Source organism: Allorhodopirellula solitaria, assembly GCF_007859855.1.
In the GTDB taxonomy this organism is placed as follows: domain Bacteria; phylum Planctomycetota; class Planctomycetia; order Pirellulales; family Pirellulaceae; genus Rhodopirellula; species Rhodopirellula solitaria.
In genome coordinates this window covers 678,460-699,951 of sequence record NZ_SJPK01000003.1, presented here as the reverse complement: position 1 = coordinate 699,951, position 21,492 = coordinate 678,460, and the positions used below count along the sequence as shown (strand labels likewise).

15 protein-coding genes are annotated in these 21,492 nt (G+C 59.0%); 6 read left to right on the top strand and 9 right to left on the bottom strand.

Annotation, left to right across the window (positions count from 1 at the left end; all coding sequences use genetic code 11):
* Positions 1 to 67 precede the first annotated feature (67 nt).
* On the top strand, positions 68 to 1,000 hold the full coding sequence (locus CA85_RS08775) for a class I SAM-dependent methyltransferase (protein ID WP_146390927.1): 933 nt from the start codon (positions 68 to 70) through the stop codon (positions 998 to 1,000).
* A 685-nt stretch (positions 1,001 to 1,685) separates the two neighbouring features.
* Complete coding sequence (locus tag CA85_RS08770) at positions 1,686 to 2,975, top strand: Gfo/Idh/MocA family protein (RefSeq protein WP_246112614.1); 1,290 nt, start codon at positions 1,686 to 1,688, stop codon at positions 2,973 to 2,975.
* A gap of 277 nt (positions 2,976 to 3,252) precedes the next feature.
* Here CA85_RS08770 and CA85_RS08765 read toward each other — a convergent pair whose 3' ends face one another.
* The 8 genes from CA85_RS08765 to CA85_RS08730 all read right to left on the bottom strand — a co-directional run bounded on the left by CA85_RS08765 (position 3,253) and on the right by CA85_RS08730 (position 14,057).
* Positions 3,253 to 6,465, bottom strand: a complete 3,213-nt coding sequence (locus CA85_RS08765) for a hypothetical protein (RefSeq protein WP_246112613.1) — start codon at positions 6,463 to 6,465, stop codon at positions 3,253 to 3,255.
* A 460-nt stretch (positions 6,466 to 6,925) separates the two neighbouring features.
* Positions 6,926 to 7,489, bottom strand: coding sequence for a GNAT family N-acetyltransferase (locus CA85_RS08760; RefSeq protein ID WP_186774819.1), 564 nt, complete (start codon positions 7,487 to 7,489; stop codon positions 6,926 to 6,928).
* 727 nt (positions 7,490 to 8,216) lie between these two features.
* A complete protein-coding gene (locus CA85_RS08755; protein WP_391564850.1) occupies positions 8,217 to 9,086 on the bottom strand; it encodes a ParB/RepB/Spo0J family partition protein in 870 nt (289 codons plus the stop codon).
* Positions 9,087 to 9,294: 208 nt separating this feature from the next.
* Positions 9,295 to 10,041: a ParA family protein gene (locus CA85_RS08750; RefSeq protein WP_146390922.1), complete on the bottom strand. Its 747-nt coding sequence runs from the start codon at positions 10,039 to 10,041 to the stop codon at positions 9,295 to 9,297.
* A 321-nt stretch (positions 10,042 to 10,362) separates the two neighbouring features.
* Positions 10,363 to 11,196, bottom strand: a complete 834-nt coding sequence (locus CA85_RS08745; RefSeq protein ID WP_146390920.1) for a hypothetical protein — start codon at positions 11,194 to 11,196, stop codon at positions 10,363 to 10,365.
* 291 nt (positions 11,197 to 11,487) lie between these two features.
* Positions 11,488 to 12,240 (bottom strand): N-formylglutamate amidohydrolase, encoded by a 753-nt coding sequence (locus CA85_RS08740; RefSeq protein WP_186774818.1) that lies wholly within the window; start codon positions 12,238 to 12,240, stop codon positions 11,488 to 11,490.
* On the bottom strand, positions 12,237 to 13,673 hold the full coding sequence (aroA, locus tag CA85_RS08735) for a 3-phosphoshikimate 1-carboxyvinyltransferase (RefSeq protein WP_146390918.1): 1,437 nt from the start codon (positions 13,671 to 13,673) through the stop codon (positions 12,237 to 12,239). The genes CA85_RS08740 and aroA overlap by 4 nt, the downstream gene beginning before the upstream one ends.
* Before the next feature lie 90 nt (positions 13,674 to 13,763).
* Positions 13,764 to 14,057, bottom strand: coding sequence for a hypothetical protein (locus CA85_RS08730; protein ID WP_146390916.1), 294 nt, complete (start codon positions 14,055 to 14,057; stop codon positions 13,764 to 13,766).
* A gap of 291 nt (positions 14,058 to 14,348) precedes the next feature.
* On the opposite strand from CA85_RS08730, the gene CA85_RS08725 reads away from it, so the two are divergent.
* The 4 genes from CA85_RS08725 (at position 14,349) to CA85_RS08710 (ending at position 19,156) form a co-directional block, all read left to right on the top strand.
* Positions 14,349 to 14,834 (top strand): hypothetical protein, encoded by a 486-nt coding sequence (locus tag CA85_RS08725; RefSeq protein ID WP_146390914.1) that lies wholly within the window; start codon positions 14,349 to 14,351, stop codon positions 14,832 to 14,834.
* Between the two features lie 125 nt (positions 14,835 to 14,959).
* Positions 14,960 to 15,946: a putative bifunctional lysylphosphatidylglycerol flippase/synthetase gene (locus CA85_RS08720; protein ID WP_146391004.1), complete on the top strand. Its 987-nt coding sequence runs from the start codon at positions 14,960 to 14,962 to the stop codon at positions 15,944 to 15,946.
* Entirely contained in the window at positions 15,943 to 16,347 is a 405-nt protein-coding gene (locus CA85_RS08715; protein WP_146390912.1) for a methionine-R-sulfoxide reductase, read from the top strand. The genes CA85_RS08720 and CA85_RS08715 overlap by 4 nt, the downstream gene beginning before the upstream one ends.
* A gap of 1,588 nt (positions 16,348 to 17,935) precedes the next feature.
* Positions 17,936 to 19,156, top strand: a complete 1,221-nt coding sequence (locus CA85_RS08710) for a DUF1559 family PulG-like putative transporter (protein WP_456236668.1) — start codon at positions 17,936 to 17,938, stop codon at positions 19,154 to 19,156.
* A gap of 460 nt (positions 19,157 to 19,616) precedes the next feature.
* Here the strand turns inward: CA85_RS08710 and CA85_RS25635 are convergent, their stop codons facing one another.
* A complete protein-coding gene (locus CA85_RS25635; protein ID WP_246112624.1) occupies positions 19,617 to 21,344 on the bottom strand; it encodes an anthranilate synthase component I family protein in 1,728 nt (575 codons plus the stop codon).
* Between the last annotated feature and the right edge of the window lie 148 nt (positions 21,345 to 21,492).

The following is a 21,492-nucleotide window of genomic DNA, read 5'->3' as shown; positions in this document are numbered from 1 at the left end:
AGGTACCTCCACAGCGATTGAACCAGCCCCCGCACCCGCACCCAAACCACTCCGCGCGGCTACTCTCATGCCCCCATCCTATCCCAACACGCCGAAGTCGCCCGCGACGGGCCCCGCGAAACGGACGTCTGCCGCCGACCAAACCGCTTGGCGACGGCCTGCCGGGGTCTCCTTGGGAACCTGGCGATATGCCCACGAAGGGTCGATCGCTTCCCGCTATAACGAATTTGTGGCCGGCACACCGCTATGCCGCCTCGATCTGGATTTGTTAGCAGAAGTATTTCCGGTTCTTTCGGACCGTCCTCGTCACCAGGATGCAGAGGATTCTCTGTCGGAAAAGACCGAACCGCCGCGGCAGCAGACGGCCGAGAAACCAGCTGAGAAAAAAAATGATCGCAGCCCGAAATGGGTGCTCGATTTGGGCTGCGGCACGGGGCGCGCCTCAGAACTGCTGGCCGCGAGTGGTTACCATGTCTTCGCCATCGATCTGTCGCTGCCAATGCTCCGTCAAGTTGAGGCGCGGGGACTGCCCGCGGTGATCCCGATCCAGGCCAATCTTGTCGAGCTCGACGTCTTCGCGGAGAACATCGCAGACGGCGCGGTTTGCCTGTTCAGTACCCTCGGCATGATCCAAGGTCGAGACAACCGGCGACGCTTCCTCGCCCACGTCCGCCGCATCGTCCGCCCGACCGGTTCCTTCTATCTCCATGTTCATCACCGCTACGGAGCGATCGCGAGCCTGCCCGGTTGGAAACAACTCGCCGGCTCGGCGATAAGCTCTCTGACTCGTCGCGACCGCGAGTTCGGCGACGCGGTGTATGCCTATCGAGGGCTGCCCGACATGTTCCTACACCAATTTTCTCGCCGAGAGTTACTCGCCGATTTTGAGGCGACGGGTTGGCATGTGGCGCGGTGGGAAAGACTGTCGCTCGACGGAGCGCAAATGCTCGGACCAGGCGCACGAAAGATTGCCGGCGGCTTTCTCGTGGTGCTGCAGTAGCATCGGTCGGTACACTTCCTTGCGGTGGCTGACCGGTTTGTCGATTGAGTCGACGTTGTCCCCGCAAGGCACTGCACTTTCCTCGCTTAGCAACGCAAGGACTCGTCGCCTCGTCCACTACTAAAACCGACACTTATTCATCGTGTGTTGCTGACGCATCGGGTTACCCGGCTAGTCATGCCGCAAATGGGGCCTGAGTAAGTGCTATTCGCCGTCAGGTCCCCGGCAGCGCCGCCCACCCGGCCGCTCACGCGTCTTGGCTCAATTAAGGCTCATCCGACGGAAGCGTGCGCCCGAGGTTTTCAAGGCATGGCTCCCGTATCCAAGGATTTATTTGTGGGATGTGATTATCAATGTTAGACTGGCACTGGCGGGAGAAACGGAGCCGAGCTCTGCAGAGGCGCTGGCTTGGCAAGGGATATCTCGGTCGCCAGCGTTTCCCTGCAAAAGCGGTACGCCAATGGTGTTGTCGATCCCTGGCGAGCGTTTGTTCGTCAGGGACGCATTTTTGAACCATCATTGGATACGAGAGCCAGGCCTCAAGAAACCTTCCGCTGTGCTCTACGCACGCGTACGTCGGATGAACCTCAATACATCGACAGCCCGTGACACCACCGGCTGAGGTTCTGTCGGCCTCGGGCCTAAAACTTTTCTGGGACTGCGGCAGGCTGTTCGTCCGAGCAAGGTGATCGTCGACTTCGTGGGTTACAATATCGCGGGCCGCCGTGGGGAACTCATCCAGGGCGGCTATTTGCCATCAACACTCCATATCGAAAGAGCGGGAATGGACCGACGCCGATTTGCCATGTATGCCTCGGGATTCACGGCCACTGCGCTAGCCGCCCAACCACCGACGGATCAACCGCCGTTGAAAGTGGGTGTTATCGGCAGCACCGGTCGCGGTGATTATGGACATGGCTTGGACACGGTTTGGCAGCGATTACCTGATGCTTCGATCGTTGCGGTGGCCGACCATGATCCGGACGGTAGAAACCAAGAACTGGCGAAACTGAAACTGCCTGCGACCGCCGGATACGCCGACTATGGTCAAATGTTGCAACAGACTCGGCCCGACATCGTTGCGGTTTGTCCAAGACACGTCGATCAACACCGCGACATGATCCTGGCCGCCATCGAGGCGGGCGCAAAAGGTATCTATGTTGAGAAACCGTTTGTGCGTACGCCCGCTGAAGCCGATGAGGTGATCGCCGCTTGTCAAACACATGGTGCACGCGTCGCCGTCGCCCACCGCAACCGTTACCACCCGGCGATCAACGTGATTGCGGGCCTACTGCGTGAAGGTCGCATTGGCCGACTGCTCGAGATCCGCGGACGAGGCAAAGGTGACCGGCGAGGCGGCTGCGAAGATCTGTGGGTGCTCGGTTCCCATGTCTTGAATTTAATCACCAGCCTCGCCGGTCCGCCCCGCTCCTGTTCGGCGGTGCTGCTGCAAGACGGACGCCCCGCGACCAGCAGCGATGTCGGCAAGGGCGCCGAAGGTTTAGGCCCGATGGCCGGAAATCAACTGCACGCCCGGTTCGTTCTCGATAGCGGAGTTGTCGCGTATTTCGATTCAGTCGCCAACGACGGAACACAGAATCAGGGATTCGGGCTGCAACTGATCGGCAGTGAAGGCAGGATCGCAATCTACGCCGATCGCAACCCGCTGGCGTATCTGCAACCGGGCAATCCGTTTGCGCAGAACGATCCACCCGCACGCTGGTTGCCGATTACCAGTGGCGGCGTCGACGTCCCCGAGCCCGACCTCGCTGAGATCCGGCGGGTGCAGCACCACGATGCGGAGGCTCAAGATCTGATCGATGCGGTAAAAAACAACCGCGAGCCATTGTGCAACTCCGTCGAAGCTGCGTTGACGGTGGAAATGATTTGTGGAGTGTTCCAATCTCACCGCCAAGGCGGCAGGGAAGTCACCTTTCCTCTCCAGCACCGCGAACACCCGCTCGCGGATTGGTAGATCGAGACGAGCCGACATCAGTTTCCCGTGATTGCTTCCTGCCAGACATGCTGGCAGCTCGACGTTAAGATCCTCCAGGTCTAGGTGCTTGAAACGCAGGCATACTGGAAGCTGCAACCTGCCCGGTGGTATTCGCTTCACGCAATCGACCGCCCGTGTTGTCGCAGGCGTCTTCGCCATGAAACTTGGGGAAAGTTTTATTGCTGGCCAGGCAGTTCAGAGGTGTGGGATAACTGCATCATCAGGAACCGCACACTCATCACGACCAGGAACGCGATCATCGGCTCACCTTCGATCCGGCGATCTTGGCGACGCGCGGTGAGTTCTCTGGGCTGATCGCCAGAGCCAGCCAGCCGTCGCGTAGTTCGAGCTGACTGATGGCGAGTCCTTGCATCGCCGGGTGTCCGATGATTCGTGGTCCCGTGATGGGGATAGGGCGTTGTTCGGAGAGAATTTTGTTGAACAGAGCACGGATCGCGATCCGCTGGCCCATCGTCATCCCAGGACCGCGGATGCTGAGATGTCCATCTCGAACAAGTTGGGCTTGCAGCCCGTTAACCGTAGGTTGGTAGCCCGCCCGAACAATAAAACGCGTCAACGCCGCCCCGTCGGGTTCGGCCAACCGCACGACCCGCAGGGTAATCCAAACCTTCGTCTCATCGATCTCAACAGTGATCGGCCGCGTCGAAGCAAACTCGATCATCGCGTCGCCGGGCACGTCCTCGGGCAATGCCTTGGGATCGCCTCCGAATAGCTGAAGCGTGTCGTCATAAAACTGCTGGATCGATTTGGCTTGCCCCGTCGGCAGTAATCGCTCCAAGGTATTGTTGAGCGCCGATTGATGGATCTGCAAACTCATCAGACTATCGCTCCACGCACGAGGGCGGGGCGTGTGGGAGGCCAGCTGCCAGTCACCGGCCAAGCGATAGCGGGCGATCAGTCGGCGGGGCGTCGTCTCCAAATCAATGACTTTTGGATCGAGGTCCAACCGGCCGAGCGGCCCCAAGACCAGTTCATCCAATCGGACTCCGGCGCTGTGCGTCTTTTCGGCAAGCTGCGTTTGCAGTTCCGTGGTGACTTGGCTGCGAATTCGATCACTACTGATCCGCTCGGCAACCGGCAGTGCTTCCTGAAACCGGCTTTCGGCGACCCCATGGACGAGCGAACCGATCAGCGGCCAACCGTCGTATGGACTGCGGATGCCACGCAGACGCTGATCGCCTCGGACGCTAACGTCGGTTTTCCCAATCTGGTAGCTCCCCGGCCGAATGATGAGAGGCGTGTAGGCATCAAAGCGACTGTGCCCGTCACTCAGAACCGTGACCCCGGATTGCCCGCCCTGGCTTCGCGTCTGGACATCCCCCCTGGTGCCAAGGGCAAGCTGCCAGGCATCCGGCGAAGGTTGGAGTTTCAGGTTTAAATCCGATTGCACTGTGCTGACACCTCGGACGTTGTTCCCCATCACGGTCGCCTGAACAGGCTCGGTCCGCTCGGGAACGGCGGGCAGGAACCGATTGAGCAGATCCGCGGAAACAGCGGTGCGAACATTGGCGTTTCGATAGGTCACATCGATGGCCTTGGCGACCCGCGCCGCCGCGAGATCATCAGAGAACCGCAACGTCTGAAACGCTTCACTGACCTTGATCGCAGCCAAATCGATCGAGTCCGTTTCTCCACGCTCGAGATCACTCAACAGCCGCGCGTAGTCGATCGGTTGATCCGTCCAGGCCTGCAGCGCTGAGGCGAGGGCATCGACCGAGTCTCGCTTGAGCCACTGGCGATGCTCATCGGCCAAGGAGAAATGATCCAGTCGCGACAGGAAACGCTGTGCCAAGAGCGCCCGTTCTTCGGCATCGTCCGCCGCGGCCGCCGCATCGATCTGATCGAGTAGCAAGAACGATGCCCACCCCGCCTCGTCGCCGGTGTCTCGCAAGTCCTGACGTACCGCATCGGCGAGCCGGGCAAACCGATCCTGTGCAAGCGTATTGTCCTGCTGAGAGTCGTTCTGGGGGAAACTAGCCAGCGTGTAGGTGGGTCGATGCGATCCATGCTCAGGATCGGGGACCGATGTTGCAGCTTGACGCTCAGCCGAATCGCTCGACTCATTCGAAGCTCGCGCCAATTGCCAAATCGGTCCCCAAACGGCAGCCCGACGGGAGAGCGCGTGCGACGCTCGGAGCCATCGGATTTGCTGGTCGCGTGCCGGCACTCGTTCGGCTAACTGCAGACCAGTCTCAGACAATGCTACTAACTCATCGATGGGTTGCTCACTGCCCTCATCGCCGATTCGCGGCAATCCATGCAGGCGATCGAGAGTCCGCTCGACTTGCTCAGCCCATCGTCCCATCGCGAGCGTCGTCACGTCGCGTTCGAGTGAAGTCGAACGCTCACCGTGCTCTTGATCAACACTCTCGATCAGTTTTAGCAGCACATCTGCACCATCGTCATCGCCCCGCGTGGTTTCCTCGCGGTGGGTCAACCCCGCGAGCGAGGTCAGGGTGGTCTCGCCACCGCGACCGATGCGGACCTGCAACTGATCGGCAGCGGTCGAGATGCTCGCCAAATCCAAACGCAACTGCTCGGGCTGCGGCCACGCGGTGGGGTTACCTGACGCGGCGGGGTTGCTTGATGCGGCGGGGTTGCTTGACGCATCCGTCGATTGTGAATTCTCAGGAAGCGACACTAGCTTCCGATGCACTGCACCCGACTTCTTTCCAGCGGAAACCGGTGCAGCGGGAGGTTCTACGATTGGCTCGACAGCCTGCGGCTGTATGGATTCCGCTTGATGCGTCACAGCGGCGCGAGCTTCCGTCGTCGTGGCCAGACTAGCTGCCCAACTCGCGATCGGATTGAGCTGTTTCATCCAACCATCGACGTGATTTCGCATCGATACGAAGTGGACGCGGGTGTTCCCGGTGGCGGCAATGGGATCGACCATTCCAGGGCCTGGAATAGAGGGAAGGGCAGGGGAGGCAGGGGGCGTAGTCTCCCTTCCCGAGTATCCCGCGAGCTCCGCCACCGGGTCCAATACCGGTGCCAACAACGTCTGAGCGATCACCTGGTTGCTCGATTCCAGGTCCGCTTCGCCGAACAAGCGTCCACCCTCCCCACCGCGATACCCGGCGATCTTGTCGCCCTGGGTACCCGCACTCGCCAGTCGCAGCGGAGCGGCCAGTCCTCGCAGGCCACGGTCCGGCCGGTGCACCGGATCGGCGGCATGGAGCGACCGCATCACGGAACTGTTGATCAGTTCGTCGCTGCGAATCATCGCGGTGGCAATGGATGCCTCGGGGACGCTCACTTCAGAGCCCAATAGACGATGGACCGTTGACACGACACGTGCCAGCGTCGACGTCCCCAAAGCGGAGGGGCGAGCTGGTATCGAATGAGGTTGCGCATTCCACAACAACGGTAGCGTGGTCGCGGCAACCAAGGCGGTTGAAGCGACGATGGGCCACAGAAGCAGTGCTCGTTTAGCGTCCTTGTCCATTGTTCCAATGCCCGGTCGAGGCATCCATTGCAGTGCGGGGGGGAGGTGTCAGGGGCAGTGGTGTTTCATGTGTCCCGCCAGCATTCATTGCCAGCAGAGATCACCTACACACTTTCATCGGGCCAGACGATTCACTACGGAGGGAGTGCCGTAGATTGCCTAAACCCGATTGACGACTTGCCCCTCAATCTTTCGCTCGTCGTCACACCAGCTATCGTCGATCAGGACGGTGGAAAATCAGGTTCCATCGGCGCGGCGATGCAGAGGTTAAGAGCATCCGAATCCACAACATCGCGACAGACCGGACGGCACGCGAAATCAATAGAATCGCTGCAACTGGACCGCACGCGATACGCTCCTAACAAGTCGGTGGCTGACCATCAATCACCACAACGGAACAGATACTTCTCCGTCACAACACGGGACGGGCGGCAGTGCATGGAAAGAGACTTCGAACGAATCAATCTGAGGGCGTCGTCACATGCTCGACAGTGCGATGGCCACGTGGTAGGACGAGTTGCATGGTCGACATGTCATGAAGGCGTCCGATCTTGCGACCGACATTGCGGAGGTTGCCAACGAGCTCAAACCCACAACTCTCGTGTAGTTTGATCGACCCTTGGTTTTGCGAGCCGCCGCCAATCAACGCGATCAGGTTGAGGTAACCCCTCTGTGTGCATTCCTCGATCAATTGCCTCAGGAGTTGTCTGCCGATCCCGCGGCCACAGTACTCGGGGTCGAGGAAAATGCTGTCCTCCGCGCTCGGGTGAAATGCCGTGCGGCCGTAGAACAGCTTCGTACTGGCATAGCCCACGCACTTTCGGCCGATCTTTGCGACCAAGAACGGATAGTCCCCGTCGAGACTAGACTCGATCCGGGTTCGCATCTCCGAACAGGTCGGCGGGATCTCCTCGAATGTCGCAAAGGTATTGAGCACGTAGTACCGGTAGATCCTCGCAATCTCCGCTGCGTCTTGCTGAGGATCGACAGGTGTGATCACGATCTGAGATTCTGAATCGGCCAAAGCAGCACTCGGTCGGGGAGAACAATGAATATCACGCCACGACCGCCGGTCAATCGGTGAGTCGCTGGCGTGATTATGCCATCACGTGAAACAGCGTGAAACCCAGGCCAAGACGAACCCGCGCGGTGGGTGGACGTCCTAACGAGCTGCCCTTCCCCCACATGTAACCCCCAGGCCGAAGGCGGTTTAGAAAGTAGCCGGTGCTTTTCGGATAGCATTGTTTTGCTCATCCATCGCGAAACCACGGCGTCTCCCCTCGCCCCCACGAAGCGCGGTGGAGAGGGGAGACTAGGTAATGGAAGGAGGCTCGCTTCGGGCATGAATAGAGCGGAAGAAAACCGGCTCATCCAACGGAAGGGTGCGCCCGAGGTTTTCAAGGCATGGCTCCCGTATCCAAGGATTTATTTGTGGGATGTGATTATCAATGTTAGACTGGCACTGCCGGGAGAAACGGAGCCGAGCTCTGCAGAGGTGCTGGCTTGGCAAGGGATATCTCGGTCGCCAGCGTTTCCCTGCAAAAGCGGTACGCCAATGGTATTGTCGGTCCCTGGCGAACATTCGTTCCTCAGGGACGCATTTTTGTAAGGTTATTGGATACGAGAGCCATGCCTAGAAAAACCTTCCCCTGTGCTCTGCGCACGCTTCCGTCGGATGAACCAGAAAACCTGTGCATGCAATAATCGAGTCAACACCAACTCTTCAACACCAACTCTTCAACACCCCAGGCTTAACCAGCCACTTTGAGTTGGGGGCGGGCGGCGGAGCCGAGCAGTTCACGCAGGCGTTCGAACTCGTCAGCGTCACTGAAGTGGATCGTGATCTTGCCGCGGCTTCGCGCCGACGCTTTGATCTCGACCTTGGTCCCGAAGACCATCCGCATCTCCTGCTGCATCGCTTCGATGTGCGGCGGAATCGGCTTGCGTTTCTGGCGCGACTTGTTGGTCACCTTCACGCCGGTCTCGGAATCCTCTTCATTGCGCAACATCTCACCGACAGCGGTCTCGGTCGCGCGGACGTTCCAATTTTCCGCGAGGATCTTGTTCGCCATCTGCAGCTGAACGTCTTCCTCGCCGATCGGCAGAAGCGCCCGCGCGTGCCCGACGGTGAGCTCACTCGTGGTGATCATTTCGAGGATCGCGGGGGGCAATTCGAGCAGCCGCATCAAGTTCGCGATCGTGCTTCGGTCGATACTCAATCGCCTTGCGAGATCGTCTTGTTTGCACTGATGCTCGTCGATGTAGCGTTTGAACGACATCGCCTTTTCGATCGGGTTGAGATCTTTGCGTTGGAGATTCTCGATGATCGCCAGCTCGGCAACCAACCGATCATCCGCATCGCGGACCTCAGCACGAATCGTTTTCAAACCTGCGTGCACAGTAGCCCGCAAGCGGCGTTCGCCACTGATCAGTTGGTACTTGCCGTCGACCATTCGAACGAGCACCGGCTGAAGTTGCTGGTGGTTCTTCAGGCTCTCGGCGAGTGAAGCGATTTCGTCTGGATTGAATTCGCGGCGGGGCTGGAACGGGTTCGCCCCAATCTCGTCGATAGGCAGTTCGAGCGTCTGGACGGAGGGTCCGCTTTCGGATTCCTTGGCCACGGCGGGCTTGGCCGCTGAACTCTTGGTCTCGGGGGAGAAGGAACTCTCCTCCTCAATCGGATTGCCATCCTCGTCGACGGGCGAACCGAGCAGGGCGGCGAGCCCTTTGCCGAGTCGCCGGTCTTTCCCACTGCCTGAACGCGGGGAACCGCCACTGCGTTGCCCCGAGGTCGATGAATTCCCAGACGAGGACCCTTGGGTAGTTGCACTAGTCACGCTGCAGCACCTCCATGCACAGTTGAGTATAAGCGAACGCTCCACGACTTCGTGGTGCGTATTGAAAAACGGTCTGGCCGTGACTCGGGGCTTCGCACAAGGCGACGTCTCGAGGCACGACATTTTCAAAAACAATATCGCCGAAGAAGTCTCGCACGTCTTCGTCGATCTCACGAGTCAGCTCCAGCGACTCGTCGTACATCGTTAGTAGGATCCCGCCGAAGGTCAGTCGACCATCGGTGGCTCCCATCACTTTCTTGATCGTACCAATCAGCTGAGCCACACCTACCATGGCAAAGTACTCGCACTGAATCGGGATCATCACCTCGGTACTCGCGGTCAACGCGGTCTCCGTCATCGCGCCGGCGCTCGGCGGGCAATCGATGAGAATGTATTCGTAGTCATCCATCACACTATCGAGATGAGCCCGCAGCTTGGTGGTGGCCTGCGTATCGGAGTTCGCCATCACGTCGGCATCTTGAAACCGCCGACTACCGGGCAGCAGGCCGAGATTCGGCACGTCGGTCACGATCACACTTTCACCCAGCGGCGACTCACCGAGCAGAGCATGCCGGGCAGCCGGATCGCTGCCGACGGCTCCGGTGGCGTTGCATTGCGGGTCGATGTCAATCAACAGGGTCCGGTTGCCTGCCATGGCCAATGCCGCAGAAAGATTCACGGACGTCGTTGTCTTGCCAACGCCCCCTTTCTGATTGACGACACTGAAGATCCGAGCCACGGTGTGGAGTTCCTATTGATTGCCCTGGTCACCCTCGCCGCAACCCTCTGCGGCGAACCTATCGGAGGTTCGAAGGGGCGGCGAAGTGAGCCGTTGGGGTGTTGTCCCCAGTAGTCGTGGCGACATCCGCGGCGACTTTATTTCCACTCCGTTTTTAGGTGAAACTCGTTAAGTGAGACAAGGTCGGTTTCACAAGAAACCGACCTTGACAGCGCCACCGGAGATCACCTAGGCGTTTCACATGGAACGTGGGCCCTGGGATTGAGCGGCTCTGCGATCTCGCTCTCCTAGAAAACACCTTCTCGCCAACAGGCGTTTTGCTCAGTTGGGCTGACGAATCCAGTGCCGCTGGCGGGGCTGCGCCGGCGTCTCAGCGACGTCTCGAGGGCGCATTTGTGAATCGCTCGCTAAGCGACCTACCACGGCCGTCGGCTGCGAGGACGCTGGCCCGGATGGCTGCGACGCAGCTGGGGCAGTCGTTGCCTGCGCTACGGGCGAGGTCAAGGGCGACGTCGAGGGCGTCGTCGAAGGTGCGGTCGCAGGCGAAGTCGAATCCAGCAAGATCGACTGCGGCAGATCGCCTGCCATCTCCCACGGCGGACGCCGAGCAGCAGACTGCTGCGGGGAATTCGCTCGGACCTGCATCGTCTCGAAACTGCTGTTCGCCGAACCTTGGTTCGAAGCGGTTAATTGTTGCGGCGACATCTGCTGGGCCTGACTCGGTTGAGCCGGCTGCTGCCACGGTGCGGCTTGCTGGCTCGCCAGAGCATTGAATCGACCATCGTGGAAGTGGGTCGCCGTCAGCGGCACAGCGAGGTCGTCATAGGTCAGTGGCAGACGGACATCACGCCGCGGGCGTGCCGAGGCCTGCGATGGGATACCACGCATGGCATCGGGGCGCCGCGCCTGCGACGCCAGAGACATAGCTGATTGAGCGCGTTGACGCAGGGTACCCAATCGCTCGCTACTCTCCGATTCTGAAAACCAAGGGGCGTCGGGCACCATATCGCTCGAGATCGCCAACTCCGAAGCCGGCATCGTGATCAAGCTGGAGCTGTTTTCCTCGGGAACCGTCTCGACATGATCGCGTCGAAACGGCAGGGCTGCGATGGTTCCGCCGCAAACAATCAGGGCGCCAATAGTGAGACTTCGCATAGCCGGGGACTCGCAAGCTGGATGGTGAAAAGAAGACCAGCTTCGTCCTTGAAACGCACATCGATCGCTTCATGCGTGTGCTTCTATCTCTCCTTTTCGGCGCTTCCGCCTGCCAAAATCCCGAGATTCTCAGTGATGCCGAAAAACCCGAGTATTCGCGATAGTCGGGAGCGAAGCCAACGAGGGAACACGGGCCCAATGAGTAACAAGTCGAAAAGCGGCGAAACCTGCAGCTTGCGATTCTTGCCGACCGTAAGCCCGAAGCTCACGCCACTCAATGTTCTCCCGATGCTAGGCCGCTCGCTCGATCGGCTCGCCTGATAATTCGCCGACGGCATCACCGACCAAATCGAGCGTTTGGTCGCGGCGCAAAACCGAACGGCCCATCCAAGCCCGGTTGAGCACGATTTCAATCCCAAGGTACACGTCGGGAGAGAACTGCATCCGCAGAGACTTCGTCAACGAATCGTTGGTTCCGCGGCCAGGATGATTGCGTCGCACTTTGAGGTCGGGAGTCGACAGATAGAGTTCGTCGATTAAATCCAAACACCAATCCGTCTCGTCTTGCCGAGCGGGATCGTAAAGGAGCCCGACGTCGCCGCGTCGCCAGTGCCCCTCGCGCGTCTTGGCCGCAAATGTCCGGATCGACAAATGCACGACATAGGACCAACTCCGCAATAAGTCGAGCAACTGCCGCTGGACGCGATTACGGTACGGCGTGTAGATCTCTTGGACGATCACTTCGCGTGTCAGCGTGGGTAAAGCTCGAGCCCCGGCGGGGAAGAGCTGACGATGGTGCAGCGAGTGGCCCACGTTGATCAGATCGCCGCGGTACTCGTTACAGACAACGACGCCTCCGCAGCGATGCGCCAAACGCCGTGCCGCGAAGTTGGCTTCCCGATCAACCGCGGGACGAAGCAGTTGATCCCCGCCGATTCGACCCGCGATCACTCCCGCTGAGGAGAGCTCCGTCCCCTCTAAATGGGACCGCAACCGAGAAGGCGTTTTCCAGCCTCCGGTATCGCAGGTAATCAACAGGCTCACGCGATCGACTCCGATGGGCGATCAGACGAATGCCAGTGATGTGCCCGACCGGTCAAAGACTCCAAATCAGCCCAGAACTCCGGGTAGGTTTTCCGCGTGCATGCTGGATTGAGAATTTCGATACCCGCGATCCGCAATCCTAACAATGCAAAGCTCATCGCCATGCGGTGGTCGTTGTAAGTCTCCAAGACAACGGTTTCGTCGCTGGCGATTCGCTCGGCCGTCAATGGATACACCGTCAGTCCATCGTCGTGCTCGTCGACTCGCCCGCCCAGCTTTCTCAGTTCGATAGCGAGGTTGCCGATCCGATCGGTCTCTTTGAACCGATTGTGTCCCACGCCGCGAATGCGAGTCGGTCCGTCGGCAAAGAGCGCGACGACTGACAGGGTCTGCACTGTGTCGCTGATCTCGCCCATCTGCACGTCGATCCCACGCAGCGATGGCGGACTCAAGGCGGCAGGTTCCGAACCAGCTGTCTCCGCCGCGATCTCGATTCCGGCGTCGGTCGCTGTGTAGTCGCAGCCCATCTGCGCTAGCACCCGGGCGAACCCGACATCACCTTGGGAGGCGTCTTCGCCGAGTCCCTGGACGAGCACACGCCCGCCGCTGATTGCTGCTGCCGCCCAGAAATAGCTCGCTGCCGACGCGTCTGGCTCAATCGCCCATTCACACCCGACGTACTCGCCACCAACGGTAACAGCAGACAGTTTTCCATCGTCGTCCTGTTCCCACTGCGTCTGGCCACCGAACGTCTGCATCAATCCGGCCGTCATGCGAACATAGGGCATCGACACCATCTCGCCGACAATTTCCATCCGGACCGCTTGGCTCGCGATGGGGGCAGCCATCATCAAACCACTGAGGTACTGGCTACTCACGCCACCGCTTACTGCGAGCCCTGATCCTTTCCAGCCGCGTGAATCGATACTCACCGGCGGGCAACCGCCGGGGGACTCCGCGACAATTTCGCCATCCAAGATCGGCTTGATCGCATCGACCAAATCACCGATCGGTCGTTCACTCATCCGTGGGATCCCCGACAAGCGGTAGCGTCCCCCGAACGCGGACAGGGCGGCGGTTAGGAATCGGATTGTCGTGCCGCTGTTGGCGATGAACATCTCGACGGGCGACTGAGCACTGATGCGTCTGGCGTCTTCGCTGATCACCCCACCGATTCCCTCGATTACGAGTGCCTGGCCTCCATCGACCTTCTTGATCGCAACGCCGATCTTGGCGAGCGACTCGATCATCACCTCGGTGTCTTCGCTGACCAGGGTACCGCTCAGCCGGCTCGTGCCGCTGGCGAAGGCGGCGCAGACCAAGGCGCGGTTCGTCAAGCTCTTGCTGCCTGGTGGCCGAACGCTTCCCTCGACGGGGCCCCCCGGGACAACGCACACCCGAGTCGACGGAGCTGCTGCGATGGGATCGGTCATGAGCGAGAGAGGGGGATGTTGGAAAGGAAACGGCGTGGCGAACTCGACAGGAGAAAATCGCGAAAGTCGCCACGACTTTTTAGTAATTGATCAGCCCGCGAAGAACGGATCTTTCGAATCATTGTAGGCTTGTTGGTTCGGAATCCAAAGAGAACCGACCACCATCAGCCCGAGAGTCGCGGTGTGGATCAACCAGGCGGCGTTCTGCGTCATGACGGTGTGCATGGTGACCAGCGACATGACGACCAAGACCGCCAAGAACCGGCGTTCGGCCCGCCGCGCCGCCGCGCCCGTGGACAGCTTTGCTAGCAATAACGCCGCGAGGGCGATCAAAGGCAACCCGAGAACACTCAACGCCGAGGTCAACAATACGAATTGGGCCATTACTTTACATCCTTGTGAGTCGCCGAAAAGGCTCGAACGTCCCGCTCGAGCGTCTGATTAGCGTCCTTGCCAACCTGACAATTCGGTTCTCTCGTATTTCCCCCGTCTTGGGGAAGGCCGAACTTAACTAAATTTTGGAAATTTTCATCAAAAATAACCACTACCATCCGATTAACCCGCAAATTCTTCCCATTTTGACTCAGCTGACGTTGGGCTGGACGCCGAAAACAATCTTAGAACGCCTCGCCCGTCGAGGATTTTTACTGAAAGCGATCCCACTCGGCATTTGCTATGACTGCTTCCCAATCCGCCCGATTCCGTTTCTCCGCATCAGCCGTTGTCAGTTTTGTCTGGTTGGGGTGCCTGCTAGGCGGCCTGATGGTTCTCGGTGGCTGCCGCTTATGCGCCGATTGCGACGACGAGGCCTACGCATCCTACGGCGGTGCGTGGCAGCGAACCCTGCGGGACTCGGGGCGTGTCGGCAGCATCTTTGACCCCGGTGGCAGCCGAGCGTCGGACCTGTCCGCCCGCGCTCAATCCGATGGTCCCAGCATGGACTACGCCGGTGGGGACGATGGCGATTCCAGTGACGCCGCCCCAAACGCTGAGGCGTCCGGCGCACCCCAAGACCGAGACATCATGGATACCGACGGGGAAGCCCCTCCCGCCCAGGACAGCGAAGCGGAGCAGCGGGAGCGAGAAAAACGGTTCCGCGAATTTGAGCTAGAGGATATCAACCATCGCCCCGCGGCAGGCAACGCAGGCGATTGGCAGTAGAGGAGCAGGCAAATCGCACAATGCCTGTTAAGATACAGTCCCCCGCCTCTCCTTCCCTCCCCCGCGCCAGCGAGCGTTAACATACCGTGCTCAAGGTAGATCCTCGCAAACTCGTCGGACCCGCGATGGCATTGGTGCTCTTCGCGTTTGCCATTCGGTTGCTCATTACCGAAGCGAGCAAAGTTTCTCGTGAAGATTTTGTTCATGGGCTAACCAGCGTTCAGCCCGCCTACCTCGTCATCGCAGCGATGTTGATTGCGTTGAATTACGGGTTGCTAGCCTGCTACGACTTGCTCGCCCTGCGGTACGTGCGCCGGGTCTTGCCACTGCGGCGGGTCGCCCTGGTCTCCTTCATCGGCTATTCACTGGGCAATAACCTCGGCACGCTGATCGCAGCGGCCCCGATTCGATATCGCTTCTACCATCGCTGGGGCCTGAGCCACACTCAGATCGTGGCGCTGGTTTCGGTCTTGGGGCTGACGTTCTGGTCAGGTGTCTGCTTGCTCGGCGGCATTGCCCTCACGCTGGCACCGATTGAGCTGCCCGCGAAGTACGCCCTGCCCTTTGGCACGCGAACGCTCGGCATCATCTTGCTGAGCATCAGCTTCCTGTACGGGATGGTTTGCTTGTTTTGGCACAAACCTTGGCCGATCGGCCGGCTGCACCTGCGGCCTCCCTCGGTAGGACTCGCCACGGTTCAGGCGTCGGTGGCGGCGGTAGATCTGCTGATCTCCGCGACAGCTCTTTATCTCGTGATGCCCGGTAACGCCGTCGTCCCCTTCCCAATGGTATTGGCCGCTTATCTGGTCGCCATCGTGATCTCGTTGATCTCTCAAGTCCCCGGCGGACTCGGCGTCCTCGAGCTCATTCTCTGGACGCTGCTCAAGGACACCGTCGGACAACCCGTGCTCGCGTCGGTCTTGATCTTCCGCATCCTCTACTACTTCGTACCGCTGTTCATTGGCATGATTGTTCTGGTCGCGCACGAGATATACAGTGGCGCAGTCGAAGCACGGACGGACGCGAAGTTTGCTGCCGACCATCCCTCGGACCCTACCCCGCCGCGGCCCGCCGACACACCCGCACGACCCTCCTCTGAAGAACAATCATGAACCAAGCTTACAACTCGCTCAACGCTGAAGAAGCTCGCGTGATCTTGCAGAAAGGCACCGAGGCTCCTGGCCCGGGCGGATACACGAACACGAAAGATGCCGGTACGTATGTTTGCCGCCAGTGCAATGCGGAGCTGTACCGTAGCGACGACAAGTTCGATAGCCATTGCGGCTGGCCAAGTTTCGATGACGAAATCGAAGGTGCTATTCTCCATGACGTCGATGCCGACGGCAGGCGAACCGAAATCATGTGCGCCAATTGTGGCGGTCACCTCGGCCACGTGTTTCAGGGGGAACGATTGACCGACAAAAACACACGCCACTGCGTCAACAGCATTTCAATGCGCTTCATTCCAGCTGGCCAAGAAATCCCCGCAACCATCCACGCCGAAAAGAAGTAAACTCGAAGCAACCTGGTCACACGGTAGCATCGCATGATCGATAAGTGGCGAGGCGACGAGCAGTCGGTTACCCATCAAGGATCCACTGTCAACTTGCCTGACAGGAATCGCCGTTTTGTGATTAGAAGATGGAGGGTTCAAGCTGCTCCCATGTGGGCGTGCCCCGCATCAGCGCAAAGTTTGTCGGCTTGGTTTCCTGCCAGACAAGCCGACAGGGGAACGCGTGTCGATGACGCCGTTTTCTAATTTCAAAACGTCGCTTCGGCGTGTGACAAGCACACGGGGGAGCAAACCTGCTGACTATCTACAAGTATCCCGATCGGGATTTCAGACAATAGCCGTAGGTCAGCGCAGCGCCAGCTACGGTGCAGGGTTGAAGGAGTAGCGTCGACCCCGAAGTGGGTCGCAGACCCCGTCCTGAATGATCCAGTGTGGTGGATTTTTTGGTTCATCCGACGGAAGCGTGCGCAGAGCACAGCGGAAGGTTTTTTGAGGCATGGCTCGAGTATCCAATGATCGTTCAAAAATGCGTCCCTGACGAACAAGCGCTCGCCAGGGACCGACAACACCATTGGCGTACCGCTTTTGCAGGGAAACGCTGGCGACCGAGATATCCCTTGCCAAGCCAGCACCTCTGCAGAGCTCGGCTCGAATGGCGTGGACTTAAGCGATTGCCGCCTGTGAGACATCCTTCCGTCGAGCTTGTCTCGGCGGAGGAATCAACTGGCAGCTACCGAAAAAATGCGAAGTAGAAACGGTGCTCCGTCTCGGGCTTGTCCCGGCGGTCACACGACTTGCTTCGCTGATTCCGCCGGGACAAGCCCGGAGCGGAGATCGATCTGGCGAGGGCGTTTTGCAGGTAGCTTGCAGTTGCCGCTCCGCCCGGACAAGCCGGACGGAAGCGAAAACAGATGCCCGTGAAACTCGAGTAAAGCTGCTTAAGTCCACGCCATTCGAGCTCGGCTCCGTTTCACCCGCCAGTGCCAGTCTAACATTGATAATCACATCCCACAAATAAATCCTTCGATACGGGAGCCATGCCTTGAAAACCTCGGGCGCACGCTTCCGTCGGATGAGCCGATTTTTTCAGTACTGTACTCCTGCGCCGAGTAATTTGCGATTCATTCTGAAATCGCATGTAGTTCAGGTGCCGGGAATAACGGAGCGAAGCTCTGTGAGGACGCTGGCTTGGAAAGGAACAATCCGTTCGCCTGTCATTTCCTGCACAACCTGGGCGATAGTGGTGCGGCCCAAACGCAGTGAGCTTGCCCTTTTTCTCACGGGACGCAGGAGTCCAAGCCTCGAAAATACCGCATCCTGGATGACCGCCAATAAAAGGCGAGAAGCCCCCCTGTCAAAGCCTGAATAAATCCGAGAGAATTCCCGAAACCTGGCCGACGCTGCGGAGTTTCATAACCCCCTAAGGCGTCGCAAGACCTTACTTCCCCACGCAAACCACAGCGAATCGACTCGGTTCGTCCTGCCGGATCTGCTCAGATCCAGTAATTCATTGTCTTGCCAAGCCGAAAACCAATTCTCTGAGGTGGCTGCTAACTGCTGCGCCTACACTCTTTCACTAAGGTATTTTGTGTTGATCCATCGAAGTTCTAGGCACGCTTTCACACTGGTCGAGCTGCTTGTCGTCATCGCCATCATCGGCGTCTTGGTAGGACTGCTGCTTCCTGCAGTTCAGGCTGCTCGCGAGGCAGCTCGCCGAATGAGCTGCAGCAATAATTTCAAGCAGATTGGCTTGGGTATCCATAACTACCACGCTTCCTTCAACATGATTCCCAAACATGGGACGGGGACACCGAACCGAGCGGGCGGCAACCCAGACGGTGGATCTGTCGGGGCTGCTCCGCTGGCGAACAATCGCATGTCTCTCTCTTTCCTCGTGCCGCTCTTGCCGTTCGTCGAGCAGCAGGCAATGTGGCAGCAGATAAGCAACCCTCATACTGATCCAGTATCAGGTGCGAGATTCCCTTCCATGGGACCAGACCCGCGCCGGTCGCTTGGTAGCCAAGCGGCTGCCGGGTATTCGCCCTGGATGGCTGACGTGCCCACCTTTCGCTGCCCCAGCGATCCGGGCAAGGGGCTGCCAGCTCAAGGACGCACCAACTACATGGCATGCATTGGAGATTCAGCACAAATGACGGCGGGTGGCCGTAACGACAGTGGCGTGGAATCAACTGCTGCCGCGATTGCAAGAGCAGCCTCCTGCCGCGGTTTCTTTGTGCCGCGGTACGAATCCTCCTTCAAGGACGTCCTAGACGGTCTATCCAATACGATCTGTGCCGGCGAAATGCCGACCGATATTGGCGACAATGACGTGCGCACGCATGCTGGTCAATCAGTCGGCAACAATGTCAAAATCGCGAATGGTGTCCAATCATGCGACACCTTCGTGGATCCAGAACGTCCACAATTCTGGGCGCCCACGGCAACATATGCCTTGATTCAAGGATCGGCTTCCGAGCCAGAGCAACGGCGTGGATTTCAATGGGCCCACATGCGGGGAATCTGGGGTAGTGTTCACACCATCTCCCCACCGAATAGCAAATTGTGCATGGAGACAAACAATTTCAATAGTGGAATCCTGCCAATGGGGAGCCGTCACCAGGGAGGTTGTCATGTATTGATGGGCGACGGTGCCGTGAAGTTCGTGACCGACTCAATCGAGTCGGGAAATCAGAACAGCGCTCAAGTCGGAAACGCTGCAGGAATGCTGAGTGCAGGAATGCAAAGCCCCTTTGGCCTGTGGGGTGCATTGGGAACAAAAGCTTCTTCAGAAAGCGATGCGGCGATATAGTCGCTAGGGTTGTGCCGGCTTGAGCCGGCACGCCAGACCCCAATCTAAGTTTTCTTCTACTAAATCAGGCTATTGTATGAATTTCCCCGCTCTTGGATCGCTTCTCTTGTTGTTTACCTGCATGCTCGTCGGGTGTGGTGGATCGACCGAACCTACTGAATCCGCCGAACAAAGCGAGGTAGAAAAGTGGGTCTCTGATAATCCCGCACCGCCTCCCACGCCAGTCGACAATGAAAAGTTTTGATCAGCGATTCGATCTGCCGACCCTTGTCAGCATAACCACCGAAGGTGGCGCTACGCTGACCTACGGATATTGTCGATAATCCCTGACGGGATAGTTTTGGGTATCCAACAGCTCGCTGCTTCATTTAATACGGCACTTAATACTCCCGCGTTCCTAACGCTTCCAGCTTGCGATCGGCAATAACTCGCAAGCTGGAAGCTTACGCCACTTCTAAACTTATTCCTGATTCCGCTGGCGTGCGATCGTCCATTCAATCGCCGCAATCAGCGCCCGGGCTTTGTTGAGCGTCTCTTCGTATTCTTTATCAGGATCGCTGTCCGCGACGACGCCGCAACCGGCCTGCACGTGATAGGTGTTGTTCTGGAAGACGATTGTGCGCAGCGCCAAGCATGTGTCCATGTTGCCGCGGTAGTCGATATATCCGACCGCGCCTGCGTAGGGGCCTCGGCGATGGGGTTCGATTTCGTCGATCACCTCCATGGCGCGGACCTTCGGCGCCCCGGAGACGGTGCCGGCGGGCAAGCAGGCCTTGAGCGCATCAAAGGCGTCGAGTCCTTCACGCAGTTTGCCACGGACCTCGCTGCTGATGTGCATGACGTGCGAATATCGCTCGATCACCATGATCTCGGTCAGTTCCACAGTGCCGAACTGAGCAACTCGCCCGATGTCATTTCGCCCGAGATCGACGAGCATGACGTGTTCGGCCCGTTCCTTGGGATCATCCAGTAGCTCCTTCTCGAGTGCGATGTCCTCAGCTTCGTTGGCGCCGCGAGGCCGGGTGCCAGCGAGCGGCCGGACCGTGACGATTCCCTCTTTGACGCGGCACATGATCTCGGGGCTGCAGCCGACGAGCACGCACTCAGGGCTGCGCACAAAGAACATGAATGGAGACGGATTGACCACTCGCAACGAGCGATAGACTGCGAACGGATCGACGTCCGAATGAACCGTCAGCCGCTGACTTGGAACAACCTGGAAGACGTCGCCTGCACGGATGTACTCGACGCAACTCCGCACCGCGTCGCAGAACGTTTCGCGGGTGAAGTTGGACTCCACAGGCAATCGGTGACTTTGATCGGTTTCGCGGATCTCTTCGCATTGATGCGGCAATGGCTGGTTGAGCCGTTCGATGGTCTGATCGACTTCCGCCGCCGCGGCAGCGAAAACGACCGCGGGATCGCTGGAGAGGTTTGCCTGGGGGTTGGATGGGGCTGAGCTAGTGGCGTTCTCTTGCTCGCGACGGGCGGAGCCGTCGGTCGACAATGGGTCGCTTGTTTGCTCGCGACGGGCGGAGCCGTCGGTCGACGATTTGTTGCCTGTTTGCTCACGACGGGCGGAGCCGTCGGTCGACAATGGGTCGCCTGTTTGCTCGCGACGGGCGGAGCCGTCGGTCGACGATGGGTCGGAGGTGATGCCGCGGCAATCGGCGAGCGACACGACGGTGATGGTTTTGTCGACGTGGTCGAAAACGCAAAGGGTGTGGTAGAAGGCGAAATCTAAATCGGGCAGGTTCCGGTCGTCTTCGCAGGAGTCTGGCAAGTCCTCGACGTAGCGAACGACGTCGTATCCGGCATACCCAATCGCGCCGCCGATGAACGGGGGCAAGGACTCCAGGGTAGCGGTCCGATCACGAAAACGCGTTCGGAATTCATCGAGCGGGTTGTCACAATCAGTTTTGACCTCAGTGCCGCTGGCCATGTCCGTCTGGGTGACGGTCTTGCCTTTGGCGGCGAAGCGTGCCAGAGGCTTCGAACCCAAGAAACTGTATCGGCCGACCTTCTCTCCACCGATGACGCTCTCGATCAAAAATGCAGGTCCACCATCGTCGAGCAGCGTGAACGCGGTCACAGGCGTCAAGGCATCGGACAGTAGACGACGGTATACGGGAACGAAGTCATACTCGCGGGCGAGTCGAGCGAATTCGTCAGCGGACGGGTGATGCATTTTGGCTTTCTGGGTAGGTCTGCGGCGGATATCGCCAGTTTGGACACTCGACGGACAATCGACAACCGGGACAATCGATGCGATTTTTGGGTTCACGTGTTCGGGGAAAACGAGACTTTGGGCTATCGACAACCAACCGCACGACGTT